Genomic DNA, 23,676 nt, shown 5'->3' with positions numbered 1-23,676 from the left:
TGGTCTTCTGTCTTCACTGTGCTGCCCTGCTAGGCGTCGCGCTTGCGGAAGACGACGAAGGCCGCCGCCATCAAGGCCGCCACACTCCCGGCCATGACGCCCAGTCCTGCCCAGGGTCCCAGCAGCCCGGGATCCTGGATGCTGGTGATGATCTGCCCGCCGGCGATCGGCGGCCAGTACTTCGACACCCAGTCGCCGACTCCGCCGGGCAGGGCCGGAGCGAACGCCTGGACGATCAGCATGACACCGAACAGGGTGGTCACCGTCGCCGTGGTGGAGCGGATCACCGTGCCCAGAGCCAGTCCGAAGAGCCCGGCCAGTGCCAGATATAGGCCACCGCCAACGATGCCGCGCAGCGCCACGCCGTCGGTGACTGCCAGGTGCGGAACGCCCGCCCCGGACAGCGTCGCCTGCCCGACCAGAAAGCCGGCCAGCGACACCGCGATCCCGACCGGGAGCGTCACGCCCACCAGTACCACGGCCTTGGAGGCCAGCACCCGTGCTCGGTGCGGGACGGAGGTGAGCGTGGGGACGATGGTGCGCGCCCCGTACTCGGAGGTGATGACCAGGCCACCCAGCAGACCGAGCGCTATCTGCGCGAGCAGATAGCCGCGCATGCTGGTGGCCAGCGGGTCGAACGTGGCCTGGTCCGCAGGGCTCAAGGCCGCGAACTCGCTGCCGGCGGATGAGCCGTTCAGCGCGGCCAGTCCGACGGTGAACGCCATGGTGCCCAGGATCACGAACAGAGTCGACCGCATCGTACGGATCTTGATCCATTCGGCGTGGAGGCTGTGCCAGAAGGTCGCCTTTCCGCCCGGCATACGGTCCGAGCCTGGCGAAGGGCGGCGCCTCGTGAGGGCGCGCCGGCGGATCTTCGCCGGTTCGGCGGGGGATTGCGTGATGGCGTGACTCATCGGCTCGTCTCCTTTTCTGCCTGGTATTCCACTGCATCGCGGGTGAGAGCCATGAATGCCTGCTCCAGGGACGCCTGGCGTGGGGCCAGCTCGTGCAGTTCCACCCCACCGGCTGACGCCAGCGCTCCGATCTTGGGGGCTTCCAGACCGGTCACGACGAGGGTCTCGCTGTCCTCGCTACGAACCTGCGCGGCCGCGGCGAGCATGCCGCGCAGTTCGTCGGCCTGTGGGGTGCGGACCAGGACCTCGCGCTCGGAGTGCGTGTCGATGAAGTCCTTCATGGACGTGTCGGCGATCAGTTTTCCGCTACCGATGACGATGAGATGGTCGGCGGTCAGTTCCATCTCGCTCATCAGATGGCTGGACATCAACACCGTGCGTCCCTCGGAGGCCATCTTCCGCATCAGCGAGCGGATCCACACGATGCCCTCCGGGTCCAGCCCGTTGAGCGGTTCGTCGAAGACCAGCACCGGAGGATCGCCCAGCAGCGCCGCGGCGATACCCAGCCGCTGGCGCATTCCGAGGGAGAAGGCTCCTGCCCGGCGCCGCCTCACCTTTTCCAGGCCGACTTCCGCCAACGCCTTGTCCACCCGGCTGCGCGGGAGCCCGTTGCCGGCCGCGAGGGCCAACAGGTGGTGATAGGCAGTGCGGCTGGGCAGCACCGCCCCGGGATCCAACAGCGCCCCGACGGCTTTCAGCGGCGCGGGCTGCTCGGCATAGGGCCGCCCGTCCACGGTGGCCGTGCCGGAGCTGGGTGCATCCAGGCCCAGGACTATGCGCAGCGTGGTCGATTTGCCGGAACCGTTGGGCCCCAAGAACCCGGTCACCTCACCGGGACGCACAGCGAAGGTCAGATCGTCCACGGCAAGGACATCGCCGTAGCGTTTCGTCAGACCACGTACTTCGATCATCGAGACTCCAGGAACCGGTGGCAGAGGTGCACGCGATAGCCGCATGCGTGCTCCATCGTCGGTCTACGACGTGAGCCGGATCTGGACGAACATGTGCGCCTCATGACAGTGCTAAGCCCCTGACCTGGGAAGACCCCGCTGATAGCGCTCGGCAGGGCCGGGATTCACATGAAACTCACACGAAGCGCACCGCTGCAGCGGCGCACGCTGCCGCGATCACGCCATCGGATGCGCATCTCTCGAACCTCGGCCGCCCACTCATACGAGACGACGGGCGCGATGCGTGCCAAGGACGCACCCGCGCGACCCGCCGACCGGTCGGTCTGCCCAGGTGGTGGGTGCTGCAGGCACGCCTCGGCGACATGGCCTTGGGGACTCGTTGAGACAAGCCGAGACCCAGGCCGCTCCGAGGGACGCGGGATGCTCAGAGTCCCCGGGGGTGTCTGGGCAGCCAGTCGCTGTGGCGTTCGCGCATGGCGTCTCGGCCGGCGCGTTCAGCATGCTCCGCACCGAGTTCGTGCGCGCTCGCCGGGTCCGTCCGCCACTTCTGCTCCCACTGCGCCGGCAGGTCGCTGAACAACTCGCCGTCCTCGCTCATTCGTCGGTCTTCGCGTCGTTGGCTGTGCCAGGCATGCTCCTGCGCATGGGCGCTCGATCGAGTACTTCGATGAACATGATCCGGCCGTCCAGGACGTCGAGGTTCAGCATTCCTTCCGCAGACAGGAGCGGAACGCAGCGGTGTCCTCGGCCGTAGGGCTTTCCCTGCGGATGGTCTGCGGTTCGGATGCTCTGGCAGAAGCCGTCAGTACAGGCGCATGTGCCGACCAGGCGGACGTCCCACGCGCTGATGGCCAGCCAATGTTCGCCTTCTGCCTCAAGAAGAGCGGTCAGCTCGGCAACGAGGTCGGGATAGACATCGCGAACGAGGGGTTGGTCCTGCTCCATGGCGAGAGGCTGGCACGGCCTGACTCCGTCTGACAATCGATTTGGTCAGCCTTCGGATCCCGGAGTATAGAACGGAACCCTCTGACCTGCGGCTTCGTGTCTGCTCTGGACTGGCGAAGACGTCCCTGGACGGCTTCTGCAACTTGTGCCAGGTGGTGTCGAGAGAGGGCCCGGTCACCAGGACCGGCGCGTCCTCGGGGCCGTCGAAGCGGTATTGCAGGGTGTTCGGTGGTGTCCCGCTCACCCGCCTCACGCTCCCGTACCGCCGGTACGCCCCCCGACTCGGCCACGGGGTACAGTGCCCGGCGGCATTCCGGTCACCTTCCGGCCTGCCCGAGGAGGGGAAACGTGACCGACACCGGCGAAACCCGGTCAGCGGGCGGTGCGGCGCCCACACCGCCGCCGAACCTGCTGCGCCGTGTGATGCGTTACGTGCCTCTCGTCGCACCCGTTCTGCTGTGGGCCGTGCCGTGCTGGGTGCTGCTGTACACCGGCCAGCACTGGCCGCTGCCCGTGACGGTGGGCGCCACCTGTGTGTTCGTCCTCGGCCTGGTCACCATGCCGTTCGCGATGGTGCGCGGGCACGGCAAGCGGCAGCAGGACCGGGCGGCGATCCTCGGGGACACCCTGCTCGGGTCGGTCTGGGTGCTGTTCACCTGGTCCGTCCTGCTCGGCGTCCTGCTGCGGCTCGCCCTGACCGTCGCCGGGACCGGTGACGGCCAGGACCGGGCCCGGGCCGTCACCTGGTCGGTGCTCGCGGTCGCCGCCGGCCTGCTCGCCTGGGGGTACGCCGAGGCGCGCCGGGTGCCGCGGGTGCGCCGGCTCGATGTGGAACTGCCGCGCCTGGGAGCCGGGTTGGACGGCACCCGGGTCGCCCTGATCACGGACACCCACTACGGGCCGCTGGACCGCGTCCGCTGGTCGGAGCGGGTCTGCGCGGAGGTCGACGCCCTGGGGGCGGACCTGGTCTGCCACACCGGGGACATCGCGGACGGCACGGCCGACCGCCGCCGGGCCCAGGCCGCGCCGCTCGGCACGGTCCGCGCCGCCCACGCCCGCGTCTACGTGACCGGGAACCACGAGTACTACAGCGAGGCCCAGGGCTGGGTCGACCTGATGGACGAGCTCGGCTGGCAGCCGCTGCGCAACCGCCATGTGCTGCTCGAACGCGGCGGCGACAGCCTCGTGGTCGCCGGTGTGGACGACGTCACCGCCGAGTCGTCCGGCCTGGCCGGTCACCGCGCGCACCTCGCCGGCGCCCTGGACGGCGCCGACCCCGACCTGCCGGTGCTGCTCCTGGCCCACCAGCCCAAGTTCATCGACCGGGCCGTCGAGGGCGGCGTCGACCTCCAGCTCTCGGGTCACACCCACGGCGGGCAGATCTGGCCGTTCCACTACCTGGTCCGCCTCGACCAGCCTGCCGTCGCGGGGCTCAGCCGCCACGGCGACCGCACGCAGCTCTACACCAGCAGGGGCACCGGGTTCTGGGGCCCGCCCTTCCGCGTCTTCGCGGCCAGCGAGATCACGCTGCTGGTGCTGCGCTCGCCGCGGCGGCCGGACGCGCCCGCCGCTTCCTGAGGAAGGCCGGCCGTCACGGCTCCGCGTGGTAGTAGCGCGTACAGGACTTCACCATGCCGTCCTCGGCGATGCGGAAGAAGTCCACGAAGCGCACACAGCTGTCGTCGGCGCCCGTGCCGATGCGGCGGCCCGCGGCCACCACGTTGCGGGCGTGGGAGACGACGTGATCGATCTCGTGGCGGGCCGGTTGCCCGGGGTGGTCGCGGTGGGTGTGCACGAATGCGGTCCGGCCGCGGGCCGTCGGGGCACCGGGCAGGTCCAGTTCGACGTGTTCGTGCAGCAGGGAGGCGCACGCGTCGAGGTCGCCGGCGTCGAGGTAGTCGTAGACGAGCCGCACGTGGTCGGTGCCTGCGGCGGTGACCAGGTCGTCCACCGTGTGCGGGGCTGTGCTCGTCCAGGCGTCGGTGTGCATGGACGCCTCCTTTCTCCTTCGCCCGGCACTCTTCCGGGCCCCGCCAACCCCCGCCTATCGCGCCGCTATTCGCTGCCCGGTCACGCTCGGCATGCAGGATGGACAGATGCGTGAGGTTTGTGAAAACTTTGGGGCCGTTGATCCCGGAGTATCAACGCGCTTACGAGCTGGGGGTCTCGGTGGCCGAGGGTACGACGCACACGGTCCAGGACGCCCCCGGCGCGGCGAGACCGCCCTTCCAATTGCTGGGCCCGCTCCAGGTGCGGGGCAAGGACGGTCCGCTGCGGGTGCCGCCCGGACGGCAGGAGGTCATCCTCGCCGCGCTGCTGCTGGAAGCGAACCGGATCGTCGGCACGAACTACCTGGTGGACCTCATCTGGGAGGACAACCCTCCGGAGACCGCGCGCACCCAGGTGCAGATATGTGTGTCCCGGTTGCGGAAGCTGCTGGCCGGTGCGGACAGCACGGTCTCGATATCGACGCGGCCGCCCGGTTACGTCCTGCACATCGACACCGGGGACGTCGACTCGCTGCTCTTCACCGGCCTGGTCGCGATGGCCAGGCGGCAGCGCGACGAGGGCGAGGCGGAGAAGGCGGTGGCCCTGCTGAAGTCGGCGGTGGCGCTGTGGCAGGGGGACTCCCTGAGCGGGCTGGAGAGCGGCCCGCTCGCCAACAAGGCGCGCCAGCTCGACGAGGAGCGGCTGAGCGCCGTCGAGCTGCGGATGCAGTTGGAGCTGGAGTTCGGGCGACACGACCGGCTCATCGGTGAGCTCCAACTCCTCACCCATGAGAACCCGTTGCGGGAGCGGCTGCGCGGCCAGCTGATGTGCGCCCTGTACTGGTCGGGCCGGCAGGCGGAGGCGCTGGAGGCGTTCCGAGACGGGCGCAGAATCCTCGACCAGGAGCTGGGGCTGGAGCCGGGCAGGGAGCTGAGACGCCTGGAGTCGGCGATCCTCTCCGGTGAACTGCCGCCGCCCGTACGCGTGCAGCCGCCCCGGCCGCGCGAGGACAGGGCCGACGCCCCGGCTTCCCCGCCCAGGCAGCAGGCAGCGGCACCGGCCGACGGGGCCGGACACGCCGTGCACCGTACGGACACCGGCATACGCGCCGGGGAGGAGCCCGGCGGGCAGCCGCCGTCCGGCGCCGGACCGGCCCGTGACGACGTCCGCCCCGACTCCCCCGCCGGGCACGGCGAACCGCAGCCGCACGACGCCCGGCCGCGACAACTCCCGGCCTCCACCTCCGACTTCGTCGCGGACGACGCCCAGCTCGCCGCGCTGGAGAAGGCGCTCACCGGAGGCCGTGAGCGCAAGGCGGTCGGCGTCGCGGTGATCACCGGGAAGCCCGGCACCGGCAAGTCCACGCTCGCCGTGAACCTCGCGCACCGCCTCGCCGAGACGGGGTTCCCCGACGGGCAGCTCTACTGCGACCTGCGTGGCACCGGCACCCCGGCCACCACTCTGGAGGTGCTGGGCCGGTTCCTGCGGGCGCTCGGCATCCCGGGCCAGCTGATCCCGGAGTCGCTGGACGAGCGGGCCGAGATGTACCGCACCCGGCTCGCCTCCCGCCGTGTCCTGGTGGTCCTGGACGACGCCGCGACGGAGAGCCAGGTGCAGCCGCTGCTGCCGGGGAGCCGGGACTGCGCAGTCCTGGTCACCAGCCGGGCCCGGCTGACCGCGCTGCCGGGCGCCCACCGGGTGGAGCTGGACGTCCTCGACGAGGAGCGGGCGCTGAAGCTGCTGTCCCGGATCATCGGGGAGGAGCGGGTCGAGGGCGAGGCCGCTTCGGCGGAGGCGCTGGTGCGCACGGTCGGACGGCTGCCACTGGCGTTGCGGATCGTGGCCGCCCGGCTGGCCGCCCGCCCGCACTGGACGCTCGCGTCGATGGTGCACCGGCTCGCCAACGAACGGCACCGGCTGGACGAGCTGGCGCACGGCGAGATGACGATGCGCGCGAGTCTGTCGCTCACGTACAACGGTCTGGCCGCCGAGGACCGCGGGCTGCTGCGGCTGCTGAGCATGGCGCGGACTCCGACGCTGCCCGGCTGGCTGGCCGGGGCACTGCTCGACGACGACCGCCCCGTACCGTCGGACCTGCTGGAACCGCTCGTCGACATGCAGATGCTGGACGTCGTCGGCGTGGAGCGGGCCGGCGGTTACCGGTATCAGTTCCACGAGATCATCCGGGTGTACGCGCGCGAGCAGCTGGCCGCGCATGACGCCCCGGGGCTGCGGCGGGAGGCGCTCGTCCGGATGGCGGGCGGTTGGATGTACCTGGCGCAGGAGGCCCATCGCAAGGTGTACGGCGGCGACTTCACCGTGCTGCACGGCGACGCGCCGCGCTGGGCGCCGCCGCCGTCCTGCACCGAGGCGCTGCTCGCCGATCCGCTGGCCTGGTTCGACGCGGAGCAGGGCGCCCTGTGCGGGATGGTGGAGCATGCCGCCGACGAGGGTCTGCACGACGTCAGCTGGAACCTGGCGACGACGCTGGTCACACTGTTCGAGGTGCGGGGCCACTACGACTTGTGGGAGCAGACCCATGTGCGGGCGCTGGCCGCGGTGCGCAAGGCGGGCAACCTGCGGGGTACCGCCGCCGTACGGGCCTCGCTCGGCTCCCTCTACATGAGCCGCAACGAGTTCGACATGGCACGCCAGGCGCTGAGTTCGGCGCTCGATGTCTTCCAGGCGCTGGACGAGCCGCAGGGCGAGGCGCTGTGCCGCCGCGACATGGCGCTGATCGCCCGGACGAACGGTGAGGACGACACCGCCCTCGAACTGTACGAGCGGTCCCTGACCGACTTCGACCGGGCCGGTGACGTGGTGGGGCGGGCGATCGTGCTGACGCAGAGCGCCCACATCCGGATGCGCCGGGGTGAGCCGGACGCGGCACAGGCGCAGTTGGACGAGGCGCTGGAGATCTACGACGGGGTCGGCTACCTGGGGGGCAGGGCGCGCACCCTGCGCCGGGTGGGTCAACTCCTGCTCGAACGCGGTGAGCTGGACCTTGCGGTGCTGACGTTCACGGAGGTGCTGGAGCTGTGCCGGGACTCCGGCGACGTGATAGGTGAGGGCCATCTGCTGCGGGATCTGGGCCACGCCTTCGTGCTGATGGGCCGGCCCGACCGGGCCAGGTACTTCTTCGACCGGGCCGTCGCGGCCCGGGAGCAGATCATGGACTTCGGCGGCGGCGCTCTGGCCCGCCTGGATCTGGCGCGGCTGCTGGAGGACGAGCCGGGGCGTTCCCGTGAACTGCTGGCCCCCGCACTGGAGGTCTTCACGAGCCGGGGTATGAAGCGGGAACTGGCCGAGACCCGGCGGCTGCTCGGCGCGGGCTGAGTCCTGCGGGCGACTGATCGGCGCCGGCCTGGCCTCGCGGCCGGTGGCGGGGCGCGGGGTGCGCCCGGCGGGGGTCAGTCCCAGGGGTTGTTGTCCGTGGAGCCGGTGCTGCCCGGGGTGGGGGTGCTGCTGGTGGTGGCCGGCTGGGTGCCGGTGCCGGACGTGTCGTCGGCCCAGCCGGCCTGGACGCCGATGCCGGTGACGATCACGACCGCGACGGTGGCGAAAGCGGCGCGGAGGGCGTTGCGGGTGGTGGTGTTCTTCGTCATCGGACTGTCCTCTCGTCGGTGTTCCGTCTGCTTGTGGACACCACGTTAGGAACGGCCGGATTCACCGCACCGGTCCCGGCCCTATCCCCCCGCTATCACGGGACTGGAGGCCCTTTGCCGCGGTCACGGGCCGGCTGCGTTGGCGGCGCGATGCCCCCCGGATAGCCCGCGTGTGGAGGATTCCGGCAGCAGCAAGGCACGACAGCCGTCCCTCACGGCACCCCGGCCCGCAGCCGCTTCCGGGGCGCCATTCCCCGACGAGCAGGAGTCCTTCCATGACGCTCAGCCACCCCCCGCAGGACACCCCGGCCGCCACCGCCCCGCTCGGCGCCCTGATACGCGGCCACCGCCTCCGTATCGGCCTCACCCAGCGCGAGCTGGCCGATCTGTCCACCATCAGCGTCCGCGCCATCCGTGACCTGGAGAAGGGCAAGGCCCAGCGGCCCAGAACGGACACGGTGCGGCTCATCGCCGACGCGCTGAGACTCGGCCCCCGGGCCAGGACCGCGCTGGAGGCGGCGGCCCGGCGCGGGCCTCGTGCGGGCGGTGACGGGCGGCGCCTGTCCATGGAGCGGGCCGCGCCGCCGGTGCCGCTGTATCCGCTGGTCGGACGAGAGGCGGAGACCGGTGTCGTCGTGGAGGAGCTGGGGTCCGGTGCGGAACGGCTCGTCACCGTCGTCGGGCTGAGCGGTGTCGGCAAGACCCGGCTCGCCCTGGAGGCCGCCGCCCGGCTGTACGACGCCGGGCTGCCCGTCCTGTGGCACTACGGCGACGGCGCCACCGCCGACTGCCTCCGCGCCGACGACGACCCGCTGCCGCAGCTCGCCGACGGCTGCGCACGGTTCCTGCGGGGCGGCGGCGAGCACGAGGAACTGCTCACCGAACTCGGGGAGGCGCTGACCGCGCTCAACGGCGAAGGAGCGGCGGGCGGTTCCGCCGTGCTCGTCCTCGACGGTGTCGATGCCGCCGCCCTCGACTTCGGCCGTCTGAGCCGGCTCCTGCGTACGTTCCCGGGCCTGCGGCTGCTGATCACCGGGGAACGTCCGTGGAACGTGCCCGGTGAACGCCTCTTCCTGCTCTCCCCGTTGGAGGCCCCTGCCCCGGCCGCCGGGCACAGCGACGCGCCCGCCGTACGGTTCTTCCTCAACCAGCTCCGCCGGGTGCGCCCGGACATCGTGCCCGACGAGCAGGCACTCGCCGATGTCGCCTGGATCTGCCACCGCCTCGACGGGCACCCGGCGGCGCTGGGTGCCGCCGCTTCCTGGCTCACGGTCTGCGACCTGTCGACCCTGCGGGACATCGTCGACTCGGACCCGGCCCCGGTCCTCGACCACCTGGCCGGCGGCCCGGACGGCTCCCGCCTCCAGGTGCGCGTCGGCCGCACCCTCGCCGCCCTGCCCGCCCCGTACCGGACGCTCATCGGCGACCTGTGCCGCGCGGGGGACGGGGAGTTCCTGCTCCAGGACGTCGTCCGGGTCACCGGACGCCCGCTGTCGGAGTGCGGGCGGCTGATCCGCGAGTTGCTGGTCGGCGGCGTGATCCGGACCTGCGCGGACGGCGGCCGCTCGGCGTTCCGCGTGCTGGGCGTGGTGCGGGCCGCGGCCGGGGCGGCGGCGGCCGTCTGACGGCGGTCGCATCCCGGCACGGGTCCGGGCGGCAGCCCCCCGCCGACGCTGCCGTCCGACTGCCGCAGCCCTCGCGAACTGCTGGCCCTACCGCCGGAACAACTGCCGGTCCGGGCCCGGACCCGGCGGTTGTATGGCACTGCCCGCCAGGCCCACAGACTCCGGTCCGACGAGCCGGCCGAGCACCTCCCGCGCCCCCGGCCCCGCCCCTCCCGCCGCGACCCACACAGGAGACCTCATGCCGTCCGACGCGACCGTCGCACCCGCTCCGGCCGCCTTCCGGTTGCCGCTCTCGGAGGCCCAGCGCGACATCTGGACGGCCCACACCCTGGACCCCACCGGCCTGAAGTACAACGTCGCCGAGTGCCGGGACATCCTCGGCCCGGTCGACCCGGCGCTGATGGGGGCCGCCTGGCGCCGTCTCGTCGAGGAGGCGGACGTCATGCGCACCCGCCGCTTCGAGGACGACGGCGAGCAGGTGTGGCAGCTGATCGACGCGGAGGCGGGCGACCGCACCCTCCCGTACACCGACGTGAGCGGTGAGGCCGACCCGGAGGGCGCGGCCTGGGCCTCGGTGGACGCGGCGATCGGGGCACCCTTCGACCTGACGCGCGAGTCCCCGGTCCGCTGCGCGCTGATCAAGCTGGCCGATGACCGGTACTTCTACTTCTACGGCTTCCACCACCTGCTCGTGGACGGCGCGAGTGTGTCGATGCTGCTGCACCGGCTGGTCGAGCTGTACGAGCACGCGGTCGCCGGCGAGCCGTGGGGCGACTCCCCGTTCGGCCGGCTGGCCGACCTGCACGCCGAGGACGCCGCCTACCGGTGCTCGGAGGAAGCGAGCGCCGAACGGGCGGCATGGCGGGAGCACTTGAGCGGTGCTCCTGAGACGGCACAGGGTCTCGTCCGGGGCGCCGGGCGGGCGGCCCCGTCCCGGGGCGTGCTGCCCTTCGCACGGCGGACGGTCCTGATCCCGGCGGAGGACGCGGACCGGCTGCGTACCGTCGCACGGTCCGAGCGGGTGTCCTGGCCGGTGCTGACGGTCGCCCTGTTCACGGTGTACCTGCACCGGGTGACGGCCCAGGACGAGCTGGTGCTCGCACTGCCGGTGGCGGGCCGGACCACGAAGACCGCCCGCAGCACGCCCGGCATGGCGTCGAACGTCGTCCCGCTGCGGCTGCGCGTGGGCGCCGACGACACGCTGCGCACCCTGGTACGTGCGGTGTCCGCCGAGGTCAAACACGGACTGCGCCACCAGCTGACCCGCTACGAGACCCTGCGCCGGGACGCCGGCACGCTCACCGGCGGCCGGAGGCTGACGGGGCCGGTGCTCAACCTCATGGGCTTCAACGCGGACCTGACGGTCTGCGGCCACCCCACGGTCAACCACAACGTGAGCAACGGCCCGGTGGACGACCTCAGCGTCGCGGTGTACGACCTGGGCGCGGCGGACGGCCTCCGGATCGACTTCGACACGCCCGTGGACGGTGTAGACGCCGAGGCCACGGCCGCCCACCAAGACCGCTTCGCCGCCTTCCTCACCACCTCGCTGGATGCGGCGGAGCCGGGCGATCGGAGCGTCGCGGAGCTGGAGGTGTTGTCGCGGGGCGAGCGGGAGCTGCTGCTCGGGCCGTGGGCCGGGGCGGTGGCCGGCCGGGACGATGTGTCGCTGGTGGCCAGGTTCGAGGAGCAGGTGGCGCGGTTCCCGGACGCGGTCGCGCTGATCGAGGGGGAGCGCGGATTCACGTACGCGGAGCTGAACGCGACCGCCAACCGCTGGGCCCATCACCTCAGTTCGCAGGGTCTGGGTCGGGGTGACCTGGCCGGGATTCTCCTGGAGCGCGACGCCACCTTCGCCACCGCACTCATCGCCGTACTCAAGACCGGCGCCGGCCATGTGCTGCTCGACCCGGACTTCCCGGACGAGCGACTGCGGTCGGCGGCGACCGAGGCCGCCATCAGCCACCTGGTCACGCGTGCGGGGCTGGCCGACCGCCTCGCCGGGGCCTGGACCACGTGCACGGAGGGCCCCGGCGACGTGGCCGAGCACGACTCCGGCAACCTCGACGTGCCGATCCGGGGCGACGACCTCGCCTGCGTGATGTTCACCTCCGGGTCCACGGGACGCCCCAAGGGCATCCTCTCCTCGCACCGCAACCTCGTATCGACCCTGGTGGGGCAGACCTACCTGCCGACCGGTCCGGACGAGGTGTTCCTCCAGTCGTCACCGGTGTCCTGGGACGCGTTCAGCCTGGAGTTCTGGGGGCCGCTGCTGCACGGCGCGTGCGTGGTGCTCCAGCCGGGGCAGAAGCCGGAGCCGGCGCTCATCTCGGAGCTGGCCCCGAAGCATCGCGTAACGACCCTGCTGCTGTCGGCCAGCCTCTTCAACTACCTCGTCGACGAGCACCCCGAGACGTTCGACTCGGTCACCACGGCTTACACCGTCGGGGAAGCCGCCTCCCCCGCCCACGTGCACAAGCTCCAGACCGCACGGCCGGGGATCAAGGTGATCAACGGGTACGGGCCGGCGGAGGCGATGATCTACGCCACCACCCACACCATCGAGCCGAGCGACGCACCGCACACCGCCATCCCCATCGGAACACCGCTGGTCAACAAGCCGTTGTACGTGCTCGACGCGGCCCTGCGCCTGTGCCCGCCGGGTGCGACGGGTGAGTTGTACGTGTCCGGGGACGGTCTCGCCCACGGCTACCTCAACCGCTCCGACCTCACTGCCGCGAGCTTCGTCCCCCACCCCTACGGGCCCGCCGGCAGCCGCCTCTACCGCACCGGCGACCTCGCCCACTTCGACCACGACGGACGCCTCCACTACGAAGGCCGCGCAGACCACCAGATCAAGATCCGCGGCTTCCGCATCGAACCCGCCGAGGTCGAAACCGCGCTCCTCGGCCACCCGCAGGTCACCCAGGCCGTCGTCACCAAGCACCACGACCAGCTCTCCGCATACGTGGTCACGACCGGCGACGCGGTGAGCATGCCGGAGCTCCGGCGCCACCTGGTGGACCGCCTCCCCGAGCACCTCGTCCCCGCCCATCTCACCCCGCTCGACCGGCTACCCCTCACCGCGAACGGGAAAATCGACAAGCGCGCGCTGCCCGAGCCGGTCGCGGTCCCGTCGGGCGGCCGTGCCCCGCGCACCCTGCTGGAGGAGACCCTCACCGGCCTGTTCACCAGCACGCTCGACGCACCCGGCCCCCTGACGATCGACGACGACTTCTTCCACCACGGCGGGCACTCGATCCTCGCCGCCCGCCTCACCAACCGGATCGCGCCGGTGCTGGGCGTCCGGCTGACGATCCGGGACGTGTTCGAGAACCCGACCGTGGCGCGGCTCGCGGAGAAGGTGAGTACGGAGAAGGGCCTGCCCGCGCTGCCTCCGCTGTCCGCCGGTGAGGGGCCGGGCGAGGGCTCGGCGCCCATGTCCTTCGCCCAGCGGCGGTTGTGGCTGCTGGCGGATCTGGAGGGCGGCAGCACCGCGTACAACGTGCCGATGACCGTACGCCTTGAAGGCGCTTTGGACGCCGACGCCCTGGAGGCCGCGCTCAACGACGTCATCGAGCGCCACGCTCCCCTGCGGACCCTGTACGAGACGGTCGACGGCGAACCGCGACAGCGTGTCCTCCCGGCCGCCGAGGCGCGGGTGGTCGTGGACCGCCGCGAGGTGACCGCCGAGGAGCTGGACGGCGCGATGGCCGAGGCCGGCCGTCACACCTTCGACCTCCACAGTGAACTCCCCCTCACCGTCAGTCTGTTCCGGACCGACGCGACCGCGCACCACCTGGTGATCGTGCTGCACCACATCGCCACGGACGGCCAGTCGAGCGAGGTGTACGTGACGGACCTGGCCCGTGCGTACGAGGCGCGGCTCGCAGGTGCCGAACGCCCGGTGCTGGAGCCGCTGTCCGTGCAGTACGCGGACTACGCGGTCTGGCAGCAGCGGGTGCTGGGCTCGTCCGACGACGCGGAGAGCGTGCTCTCGCAGGAACTCGACTTCTGGCGCGGCGCCTTGGCTGAGTTGCCGGAGGAGCACGGGCTGAACCTGGACCGCCCGCGTCCCGCTCGGGCCTCGCACCGGGGCGGTCAGGTGGACGTCGAGCTGGGCGACGACTTGTTCGCCCGCATCGGGGAGCTGGCCCGTGCCGAAGGGTGCACCCCGTTCATGGTGGTCCACGCGGCCCTGGCTGCCGCGCTGACCCGGCTCGGCGCCGGCACCGATCTCGCCATCGGCTCCCCCGTCGCCGGCCGCACCGACGAAGCACTCCGCGACCTGGTCGGCTTCTTCGTCAACACCCTCGTCCTGCGCACCCACACCGACGGCAACCCCACCTTCCGCGAGTTGCTGGAACGCGTCCGCAGCGCGGACCTCGACGCCTTCGCCCACCAGGACGCACCGTTCGACCTCGTCCTCGACGCCCTCAACCCCACCCGTACCCTCTCCCGCCACCCGCTCTTCCAGATCTGCCTCACCCTGGAGACCAGCACCCCGGTGCTCGCGCTGTCCGGGGTGCGACCGGAGGCCGTGCGGACGTTCACCAACGGCTCGGCCAAGTTCGACCTGGAGTTCCTGCTGCGCACGGACGACGGCGAGGGGCTGCGGGGCCTGGTCGTCTTCGAGGAGGACCTGTTCGACCGGTCCACCGTCCAGCGCATGGTGACCGTGCTCGGCGAGGTGCTGCGCCAGGTGCTGACCGACCCGGGGGTGCGCCTCGGTGAGGTGGAGGTGCTGTCGGAGGCCGAGCGGGAGCTGCTGCTCGGGTCGTGGGCCGGGGCGGTGGCCGGCCGGGACGACGTGTCGCTGGTACAGCGCTTCGAGGAGCAGGTTGAGCGGTTCCCGGACGCGGTCGCGCTGGTCGACGGTGAGCGCAGGCTTACGTACGCGGAGCTGAACGCGACCGCCAACCGCTGGGCCAGAGGGCTGCGTTCACGCGGACTGGGTCGGGGTGACCTGGCCGGGATTCTCCTGGAGCGCGACGCCACCTTCGCCACCGCACTCATCGCCGTACTCAAGACCGGCGCCGGCCATGTACTGCTCGACCCGGACTTCCCCGACGAGCGCCTGAGGTCCGCCGCCGACGAGGCCGCCATCAGCCACCTGGTCACGGGCCCGGAGCCGGCCGGCCGTCTCTCCGGGGCCTGGATCACCTGCACCGAGGGTCCGGACGGCTTCACCGACCACGACTCCGGCAACCTCGGTGTGCCCATCGGGGGCGACGACCTCGCCTGTGTGATGTTCACCTCCGGGTCCACGGGGCGCCCCAAGGGCATCCTCTCCTCGCACCGCAACCTCGTCTCCACCCTTGTCGGGCAGACCTACCTCCCGACGAGCCCGGACGAGGTGTTCCTCCAGTCGTCCCCCGTCTCCTGGGATGCCTTCAGCCTGGAGTTCTGGGGCCCGCTGCTGCACGGCGCGACGGCCGTCCTGCAGCCCGGGCAGAAGCCGGAGCCGGCGCTCATCGCGGAGCTGGCCCCGAAGCACCGCGTAACGACCCTGCTGCTGTCGGCCAGCCTCTTCAACTACCTCGTCGACGAGCACCCCGAGACGTTCGACTCGGTCACCACGGCTTACACCGTCGGGGAAGCCGCCTCCCCCGCCCACGTGCACAAGCTCCAGACCGCACGGCCGGGGATCAAGGTGATCAACGGGTACGGGCCGGCGGAGGCGATGATCTACGCCACCACCCACACCATCGAGCCGAGCGACGCACCGCACACCGCCATCCCCATCGGAACACCGCTGGTCAACAAGCCGTTGTACGTGCTCGACGCGGCCCTGCGCCTGTGCCCGCCGGGTGCGACGGGTGAGTTGTACGTGTCCGGGGACGGTCTCGCCCACGGCTACCTCAACCGCTCCGACCTCACTGCCGCGAGCTTCGTCCCCCACCCCTACGGGCCCGCCGGCAGCCGCCTCTACCGCACCGGCGACCTCGCCCACTTCGACCACGACGGACGCCTCCACTACGAAGGCCGCGCAGACCACCAGATCAAGATCCGCGGCTTCCGCATCGAACCCGCCGAGGTGGAGGCCGCCCTCCTCGCACACGACGGGGTCACCCAGGCCGTCGTCACCAGGCACCACGACCAGCTCTCCGCATACGTGGTCACGACCGGCGACGCGGTGAGCATGCCGGAGCTCCGGCGCCACCTGGTGGACCGCCTCCCCGAGCACCTCGTCCCCGCCCATCTCACCCCGCTCGACCGGCTGCCCCTCACCGCGAACGGGAAGATCGACAAGCGCGCACTGCCCGAGCCGGTCGCGCTGGTGGGCAGCGAGCGTGCGCCACAGAGCCAGCTCGAAGAGGTCGCGGTGGCCCTGTTCAGCAAGGTTCTCGGTACCCCGGGGCCGGTGGGTGTCGAGGACAGCTTCTTCGCCCACGGCGGGCACTCCCTGCTCGCCGCCCGCCTCACCAACCACCTCGCCGAGGTGCTGGGCGTCCGGCTGACCATCCGGGACGTCTTCCAGCACCCGACGCCCGCGCGCCTCGCGCAGTACATCGCCTCGCTGAAGGGGCGGCCCGCGCTGCCGCCCCTGGTCGCCGGGGAGGCGGGCGACGGCTGCGACAGCCCGGTCTCGTTCGCCCAGCGCCGCCTCTGGCTGCTGGCCGAGCTGGACGGCGGGAGCACCGCGTACAACGTGCCGATGGCCGTACGGCTGACCAGCCCCCCGGACGCCGACGCCCTTGAGGCCGCGCTCAACGACGTCATCGAGCGCCACGCTCCCCTGCGGACCGTCTTCGCGACTGTCGGCGGCGAGCCGAGGCAGCTCGTCCAGCCGGCCGAGCAGGCTCGGGTCACCGTCGAGCGCCGGACGTCCACGCAGGAAACCCTGGACGGCGACCTGGACGCGGCCGGCCGGCACCGCTTCGACCTGAGGACCGAGAACCCGCTGCGGGCCACCCTCTTCGAGGTCGGTGACGGCCACACCGTCCTGTTCCTGCTTTTCCAGCACATCGCGACGGACGGGCGCTCCGCCGGTGTGTTCTTCGACGACCTGTCCCGGGCGTACGAGGCGCGGAGCGCGGGTTCGACGGTGAGCGTGCTGGAGCCGCTGCCGGTGCAGTACGCGGACTACGCGGTCTGGCAGCAGCGGGTGCTGGGCTCGTCCGACGACACGGACAGCGTGCTCTCGCAGGAGCTGGCCTTCTGGCAGGGCGCCTTGGCTGAGTTGCCGGAGGAGCACGGGCTGAGCCTCGACCGCCCCCGTCCGGCAGTCGCCTCGCACCGGGGCGGTCAGGTCGAAGTGGCTCTGGACGACGACCTGTTCGAGCGCGTCGGTGAGCTGGCCCGCGCGGAGGGATGCACCCCGTTCATGGTCATGCACGCGGCCCTCGCCGCAGCCCTCACGCGGCTCGGTGCCGGCACGGACCTGGCCATCGGCTCCCCCGTCGCCGGCCGCACCGACGAAGCACTCCGCGACCTGGTCGGCTTCTTCGTCAACACCCTCGTCCTGCGCACCCACACCGACGGCAACCCCACCTTCCGCGAGTTGCTGGAGCGGGTCCGCAGCGCGGACCTCGACGCCTTCGCCCACCAGGACGCACCGTTCGACCTGGTCCTGGACGCCCTCAACCCGGCCCGCACGCTCTCCCGTCACCCGCTCTTCCAGATCTGCCTCACCCTGGAGGCCGGGGAAGCTCCGGCGCTGGACCTGGGCGGTGGCCGTACGGCCGAGGTGCGGGGGCTGACCAACGGGTCGGCCAAGTTCGACCTGGAGTTCCTGCTCCGCTCGGACGACAGCCGCCGCCTGCACGGCGCGGTGGTCTTCGCCGAGGACCTGTTCGACCACGCCACCGTGCAGCGCATGGTGACCGTCCTGGGCGAGGTCCTGCGCCAGGCGGTGGCCGACCCGGAGGTGCGTCTCGGGGCACTGGAGGTGGTGTCGGACGCGGAGCGGGAACTGCTGCTCGGGCCGTGGGCCGGGACCACCGCCGCCATCGAGGACGCGTCACTGGTCGCACGGTTCGAGGACCAGGTGGCCCGCACGCCGGAGGCCGTCGCGCTCATCGACGGCGACCAGCGGATCACGTACGAGGAGCTGAACGCCGCCGCCAACCGCTGGGCCCACGAGCTGCGGGCGCGCGGACTCGGCCGGGGTGGTCTGGCCGGCGTCCTCCTGGAGCGCGGCGCCACCTTCGCGGCCACCGTGATCGCGGTGGTCAAGGCCGGGGCCGGTTACACCCTGCTCGACCCGGACTTCCCGGACGAGCGACTGCGCTCCGCCGCTCACGACGCGGGTATCACCCTGCTCCTCACCGACGACGCCCTCGCGCCGCGCGTGGAGGGCCCCTGGGCCGTGGTCTCCTGCTCCGGCGGGGCACCGGCGGACATGGCGGACGGCAATCCGGGCGTGCTGGTCCGGGGCGACGATGTGGCGTGCGTGATGTTCACGTCCGGGTCCACCGGGCGGCCCAAGGGCATCCTGTCCTCGCACCGCAACCTGGTGTCCACGGTCACCGCGCAGACCTACGGCAACTTCGGACCGGACGAAGTCTTCCTCCAGTGCTCACCGGTCTCCTGGGACGCCTTCAGCCTCGAATTCTGGGGCGCACTCCTCCACGGCGGCACCACCGTCATCCAGCCCGGCCAGAAGCCCGAACCCGCCCTCATCGCCGAGCTCTCGCGCCGGCACGGCGTCACAATGCTCCAACTCTCCGCGAGCCTCTTCAACTACCTCACCGACGAACACCCCGAAGCGTTCGAGTCGGTCACGGTTGCCTATACGGGTGGTGAGGCCGCCTCCCCCAACCACGTCCACAAGCTCCAGCAACTCTCACCCCACACCACCGTCACCAACGGATACGGCCCCGCCGAATCCATGGGCTTCACCACCACCCACACCATCACTGCGGCAGCCGAACCCCACTCGACCATCGCCATCGGCACACCCCTCACCAACAAGGCCGCCTACATCCTCGACACCACCCTCCAACCCGTACCCCCCGGCGTCACCGGCCACCTCTACCTCACCGGCCACGGCCTCGCCCACGGCTACCTCAACCGACCCGACCTCACCGCCACCACCTTCATCCCCAACCCCCACGGAACCCCCGGCACCCGCCTCTACCGCACCGGCGACCTCGCCCACTTCGACCAGCACGGCCACCTCCACTACAACGGCCGCGCCGACAACCAGGTCAAGATCCGGGGCTTCCGGATCGAACCCGGCGAGATCGAGGCCGCGCTCCTCACCCACCCCCACATCACCCAGGCCACCGTCACCACCCACCACGACCAGCTCTCCGCCTACGTCGTCCTCGGCACGGCCACCGTGACGACGGAGGACATCCGCCGGCACCTGGTCGAGCGGCTGCCCGAGCACATGGTCCCCGCCCACCTCACCGTCCTCGACCGGCTCCCCCTCACCCCGAACGGGAAGATCGACCGGCGCGCACTGCCCGAACCGGCGACCGTCGTCTCCCAGGGCCGCGCACCGCGGAGCCAGCTCGAAGAGGTCGCGGTGGCCCTGTTCAGCAAGGTTCTCGGTACCCCGGGGCCGGTGGGTGTCGAGGACAGCTTCTTCGCCCACGGCGGGCACTCCCTGCTCGCCGCCCGCCTCACCAACCACCTCGCCGACGTGCTGGGCGTCCGGCTGACCATCCGGGACGTCTTCCAGCACCCGACGCCCGCGCACCTCGCCCGGCACATCGCCACCCTCGACGGCCGGCCCGCGCTCCCGCCGCTCACCGCCGGGGCCTGGACCGGCGACGGCGACGCGCCCGTGTCCTTCGCCCAGCGCCGCCTGTGGCTGCTGGCCGAGCTGGACGGAGGCAGCGCCGCGTACAACGTGCCGATGGCCGTACGGCTGACCGGCCACCTGGACGCCGAGCTGCTCGAAGCCGCGCTGCACGATGTGGTCGCACGCCATGCCCCGCTGCGGACCGTGTTCACCACGGTCGACGGCGCACCCCGCCAGCACGTTCTGCCTGTCACGGACGCCCGTGTGCCCGTCGAGCGGCGCGAGGTGACCAGCGACGGGCTGGACGAGGCCATGGCCGGGGCCGCACGCCATGTCTTCGACCTCGGGAGCGAACTTCCCCTACGGGCCTCTCTGTTCAAGGTCGACGACCGCTCCTGGGTGTTCTTCCTCCTGGTGCACCACATCGCGACGGACGGGCGGTCCACCGGTGTGTTCTTCGACGACCTGTCCCTGGCGTACGAGGCCCGGGTCGCCGGTTCGACGGTGAGTGTCCTGGAGCCGCTGCCGGTGGAGTACGCGGACTACGCGGTGTGGCAGCAGCGGGTGCTGGGCGCGTCCGACGACGCGGACAGCGTGCTCTCGCAGGAGCTGGCCTTCTGGCACAAGACACTGGAAGGGCTCCCCGAGGAGCATGCCCTGAACCTGGACCGCCCGCGCCCCGCACGGGCCTCGCACCGGGGCGGCCAGGTCGAAGTGGCTCTGGGCGACGACCTGTTCGAGCGCGTCGGTGAGCTGGCCCGCGCCGAAGGGTGCACCCCGTTCATGGTGGTCCACGCGGCCCTGGCTGCCGCCCTCACCAGGCTTGGCGCCGGCACGGACCTGGCCATCGGCTCCCCCGTCGCCGGCCGCACCGACGAAGCACTCCGCGACCTGGTCGGCTTCTTCGTCAACACCCTCGTCCTGCGCACCCACACCGACGGCAACCCCACCTTCCGCGAGTTGCTGGAGCGGGTCCGCAGCGCGGACCTCGACGCCTTCGCCCACCAGGACGCACCGTTCGACCTCGTCCTCGACGCCCTCAACCCCACCCGTACCCTCTCCCGCCACCCGCTCTTCCAGATCTGCCTCACCCTGGAAACCGAGGGTGTGCCGGAGCTGCGGCTCGGGGACGCGCGGGTCACCGCTGTCCCCGAGGTCACGAGCGGGGCGGCCAAGTTCGACCTGGAGTTCCTGCTCCGCACGGACAACGGCCAGGGTTTGCACGGCACGGTCCTCTTCGCGGAGGACCTGTTCGACCGCTCCACCGTCCAGCGCGTGGTGACCGTCCTCTCCACGGTCCTGCGCCAGGCGGTGGCCGACCCGGAGGTGCGTCTCGGGGCACTGGAGGTGGTGTCGGACGCGGAGCGGGAGCTGCTGCTCGGGCCGTGGGCCGGGACCACCGCCGCCATCGAGGACGCGTCACTGGTCGCACGGTTCGAGGACCAGGTCGCCCGGACGCCGGAGGCCGTCGCGCTCATCGACGGCGACCAGCGGATCACGTACGAGGAGCTGAACGCCGCCGCCAACCGCTGGGCGCACCAGCTGCGGGCGCGCGGACTCGGCCGGGGCGACCTGGCCGGGATTCTCCTGGAGCGCGACGCCACCTTCGCCACCGCACTCATCGCCGTACTCAAGACCGGCGCCGGCCATGTGCTGCTCGACCCGGACTTCCCGGACGAGCGACTGCGGTCGGCGGCGACCGAGGCCGCCATCAGCCACCTGGTCACACGACCGGAGCTCGCCGGTCGTCTCCCCGGCACCTGGACCACCTGCACCGAAGGCCCGGACGACGTGGCGCACCACGAGGCGGGCAACCTCGGCACACCGATCCGCGCTCAGGACGTGGCGTGCGTGATGTTCACGTCCGGGTCCACCGGGCGGCCCAAGGGCATCCTGTCCTCGCACCGCAACCTGGTGTCCACGGTCACCGCGCAGACCTACGGCAACTTCGGACCGGACGAAGTCTTCCTCCAGTGCTCACCGGTCTCCTGGGACGCCTTCAGCCTCGAATTCTGGGGCGCACTCCTCCACGGCGGCACCACCGTCCTCCAGCCCGGCCAGAAGCCCGAACCCGCCCTCATCACCGAACTCTCGCGCCGGCACGGCGTCACAATGCTCCAACTCTCCGCGAGCCTCTTCAACTACCTCACCGACGAACACCCCGAAGCGTTCACCACCGTCACCATCGCCTACACCGGCGGCGAAGCAGCCTCCCCCAACCACGTCCACAAGCTCCAGCAACTCTCACCCCACACCACCGTCACCAACGGATACGGCCCCGCCGAATCCATGGGCTTCACCACCACCCACACCATCACTGCGGCAGCCGAACCCCACTCGACCATCGCCATCGGCACACCCCTCACCAACAAGGGCGCCTACATCCTCGACACCACCCTCCAACCCGTACCCCCCGGCGTCACCGGCCACCTCTACCTCACCGGCCACGGCCTCGCCCACGGCTACCTCAACCGACCCGACCTCACCGCCACCACCTTCATCCCCAACCCCCACGGAACCCCCGGCACCCGCCTCTACCGCACCGGCGACCTCGCCCACTTCGACCAGCACGGCCACCTCCACTACAACGGCCGCGCCGACAACCAGGTCAAGATCCGGGGCTTCCGGATCGAACCCGGCGAGATCGAGGCCGCGCTCCTCACCCACCCCCACATCACCCAGGCCACCGTCACCACCCACCACGACCAGCTCTCCGCCTACGTCGTCCTCGGCACGGCCACCGTGACGACGGAGGACATCCGCCGGCACCTGGTCGAGCGGCTGCCCGAGCACATGGTTCCCACCTACCTCACCGTCCTCGACCGGCTCCCCCTCACGCCCAACGGGAAGATCGACCGGCGCGCACTGCCCGAACCGGCGACCGTCGTCTCCCAGGGCCGCGCACCGCGCAACCCGCTGGAGGAGACCCTGGTCGGTCTCTTCACGCGGACGCTGGGCGCCGAGAACGCGCTGAGCATCGACGACGACTTCTTCCACCACGGCGGCCACTCGCTCCTGGGCGCCCGGCTCACCAACCACATCGCCGTCTCCCTGGACGTCCGGCTCACCGTCCGCGACGTCTTCGAGCACCCGACGCCGGCCCGGCTGGCCGAGCACATCACCGCGCTGAAGACCGCGCCGGCCGCCAAGAAGGCCCGGCCCGCCCTCCGCCGTCGTACCGAGACAGAACGGATCAGCTCATGACCTCCGCGTCCCCCGCACCCGAAGACGTCGTCTGGGACCTTCCCGGTGACGGTCCGCACCGCCTGTCGCTGCTGGTGCTGCCCCACGCCGGGGGCAACGCCCACGCCTACGGCGGCTGGCGCGAGCACCTGCCGGCCGATGTACGGCTGCTGATCGGCCAGTACCCGGGCCGCGGCGCCCGCTACTGCGAGGACCTGCCGGTCTCGGTCGACGACCTGGCGCAGCCCGTGGTGGACTCGCTGCCCGCCGACACCGGGGAGCTGGTGGTCCTCGGGCACAGCATGGGGTCGTTGGTGGCCTTCGAGGTGGTACGTGCCCTGCGGGCCGCCGGCCGCACACCGCGGCTGCTGGTCGCCTCCGCGTGCCGGGCGCCCGTGCTGCCGAACCAGTGCCCGGTGCACCCGGAGCTGCTGGACGACGACCAGCTGGTCGCCGCCATCAAGGAGCGCGGCGGCACCGACGACGGCATCCTCGACGACCCGGAGCTGCGGGAGATCGTCCTGCCGTCCATCCGCGCCGACTTCGCGATCGACGACGCCTACCGGTGCACCGCCCCGGACGCCCGGCTGGACTGCCCGGTCGCCGTGTTCGGCGGGGACACCGACCCGATCGTCCCGGCGGAGATGCTCGCCGGCTGGTCGCTGGTGACCGGTCACGAAGTCGTGCCGCAGGTGCTGCCCGGTGACCACTTCTACTTCCAGCAGGACCTGGCGGGCTTCTTCGCCCACCTCAACCCGGTCCTCGACGCCCTGCGCGACTCCGCCGCCGCGTCCGCGTAACCACACACCC

At 71.6% G+C, this 23,676-nt stretch carries 11 protein-coding genes; 5 read left to right on the top strand and 6 right to left on the bottom strand.

The genetic code is table 11. From position 1 onward, the window contains the following. Window positions 1-29 precede the first annotated feature (29 nt). The 4 genes from OG242_RS27655 to OG242_RS27640 all read right to left on the bottom strand — a co-directional run bounded on the left by OG242_RS27655 (window position 30) and on the right by OG242_RS27640 (window position 2,770). Window positions 30-914, bottom strand: a complete 885-nt coding sequence (locus tag OG242_RS27655; RefSeq protein WP_405900726.1) for an ABC transporter permease — start codon at window positions 912-914, stop codon at window positions 30-32. Next, entirely contained in the window at window positions 911-1,825 is a 915-nt protein-coding gene (locus tag OG242_RS27650; RefSeq protein WP_405900725.1) for an ABC transporter ATP-binding protein, read from the bottom strand. Before OG242_RS27650 ends, OG242_RS27655 begins: the two co-directional genes overlap by 4 nt. 424 nt (window positions 1,826-2,249) lie before the next feature. Beyond that, the gene (locus tag OG242_RS27645; RefSeq protein ID WP_405900724.1) at window positions 2,250-2,423 is read right to left on the bottom strand and encodes a hypothetical protein; all 174 of its coding nucleotides are present in this window, start codon (window positions 2,421-2,423) and stop codon (window positions 2,250-2,252) included. Then, window positions 2,420-2,770: a hypothetical protein gene (locus tag OG242_RS27640; RefSeq protein ID WP_405900723.1), complete on the bottom strand. Its 351-nt coding sequence runs from the start codon at window positions 2,768-2,770 to the stop codon at window positions 2,420-2,422. The genes OG242_RS27645 and OG242_RS27640 overlap by 4 nt, the downstream gene beginning before the upstream one ends. Before the next feature lie 348 nt (window positions 2,771-3,118). Here OG242_RS27640 and OG242_RS27635 point away from each other — a divergent pair, with 348 nt between their 5' ends. Further along, window positions 3,119-4,348 carry a metallophosphoesterase gene (locus OG242_RS27635; protein ID WP_405900722.1) on the top strand — a complete coding sequence of 410 codons (1,230 nt, stop codon included), beginning with the start codon at window positions 3,119-3,121 and terminating at the stop codon, window positions 4,346-4,348. 13 nt (window positions 4,349-4,361) lie between these two features. Here the strand turns inward: OG242_RS27635 and OG242_RS27630 are convergent, their stop codons facing one another. Continuing rightward, entirely contained in the window at window positions 4,362-4,760 is a 399-nt protein-coding gene (locus OG242_RS27630) for a nuclear transport factor 2 family protein (protein ID WP_405900721.1), read from the bottom strand. A gap of 242 nt (window positions 4,761-5,002) precedes the next feature. On the opposite strand from OG242_RS27630, the gene OG242_RS27625 reads away from it, so the two are divergent. Further along, entirely contained in the window at window positions 5,003-8,095 is a 3,093-nt protein-coding gene (locus tag OG242_RS27625) for an AfsR/SARP family transcriptional regulator (protein WP_405901744.1), read from the top strand. A 74-nt stretch (window positions 8,096-8,169) separates the two neighbouring features. On the opposite strand, the gene OG242_RS27620 is transcribed toward OG242_RS27625, so the two are convergent. Then, a complete protein-coding gene (locus tag OG242_RS27620; protein WP_405900720.1) occupies window positions 8,170-8,364 on the bottom strand; it encodes a hypothetical protein in 195 nt (64 codons plus the stop codon). Window positions 8,365-8,639: 275 nt separating this feature from the next. On the opposite strand from OG242_RS27620, the gene OG242_RS27615 reads away from it, so the two are divergent. From OG242_RS27615 to OG242_RS27605, 3 genes are all read left to right on the top strand, one after another. Then, a complete protein-coding gene (locus OG242_RS27615; protein WP_405900719.1) occupies window positions 8,640-9,989 on the top strand; it encodes a helix-turn-helix domain-containing protein in 1,350 nt (449 codons plus the stop codon). Window positions 9,990-10,227: 238 nt separating this feature from the next. Further along, window positions 10,228-22,887: an amino acid adenylation domain-containing protein gene (locus OG242_RS27610; protein WP_405900718.1), complete on the top strand. Its 12,660-nt coding sequence runs from the start codon at window positions 10,228-10,230 to the stop codon at window positions 22,885-22,887. Beyond that, window positions 22,884-23,666, top strand: coding sequence for a thioesterase II family protein (locus OG242_RS27605; RefSeq protein WP_405900717.1), 783 nt, complete (start codon window positions 22,884-22,886; stop codon window positions 23,664-23,666). Before OG242_RS27610 ends, OG242_RS27605 begins: the two co-directional genes overlap by 4 nt. Window positions 23,667-23,676: the final 10 nt, after the last annotated feature.

It is taken from the genome of Streptomyces sp. NBC_00727 (genome assembly GCF_045161745.1).
Classification (GTDB): Bacteria; Actinomycetota; Actinomycetes; order Streptomycetales; family Streptomycetaceae; genus Streptomyces.
The sequence above is the reverse complement of the archived record's forward strand: the minus strand, read 5'-3'. Positions and strand labels throughout refer to the sequence as shown.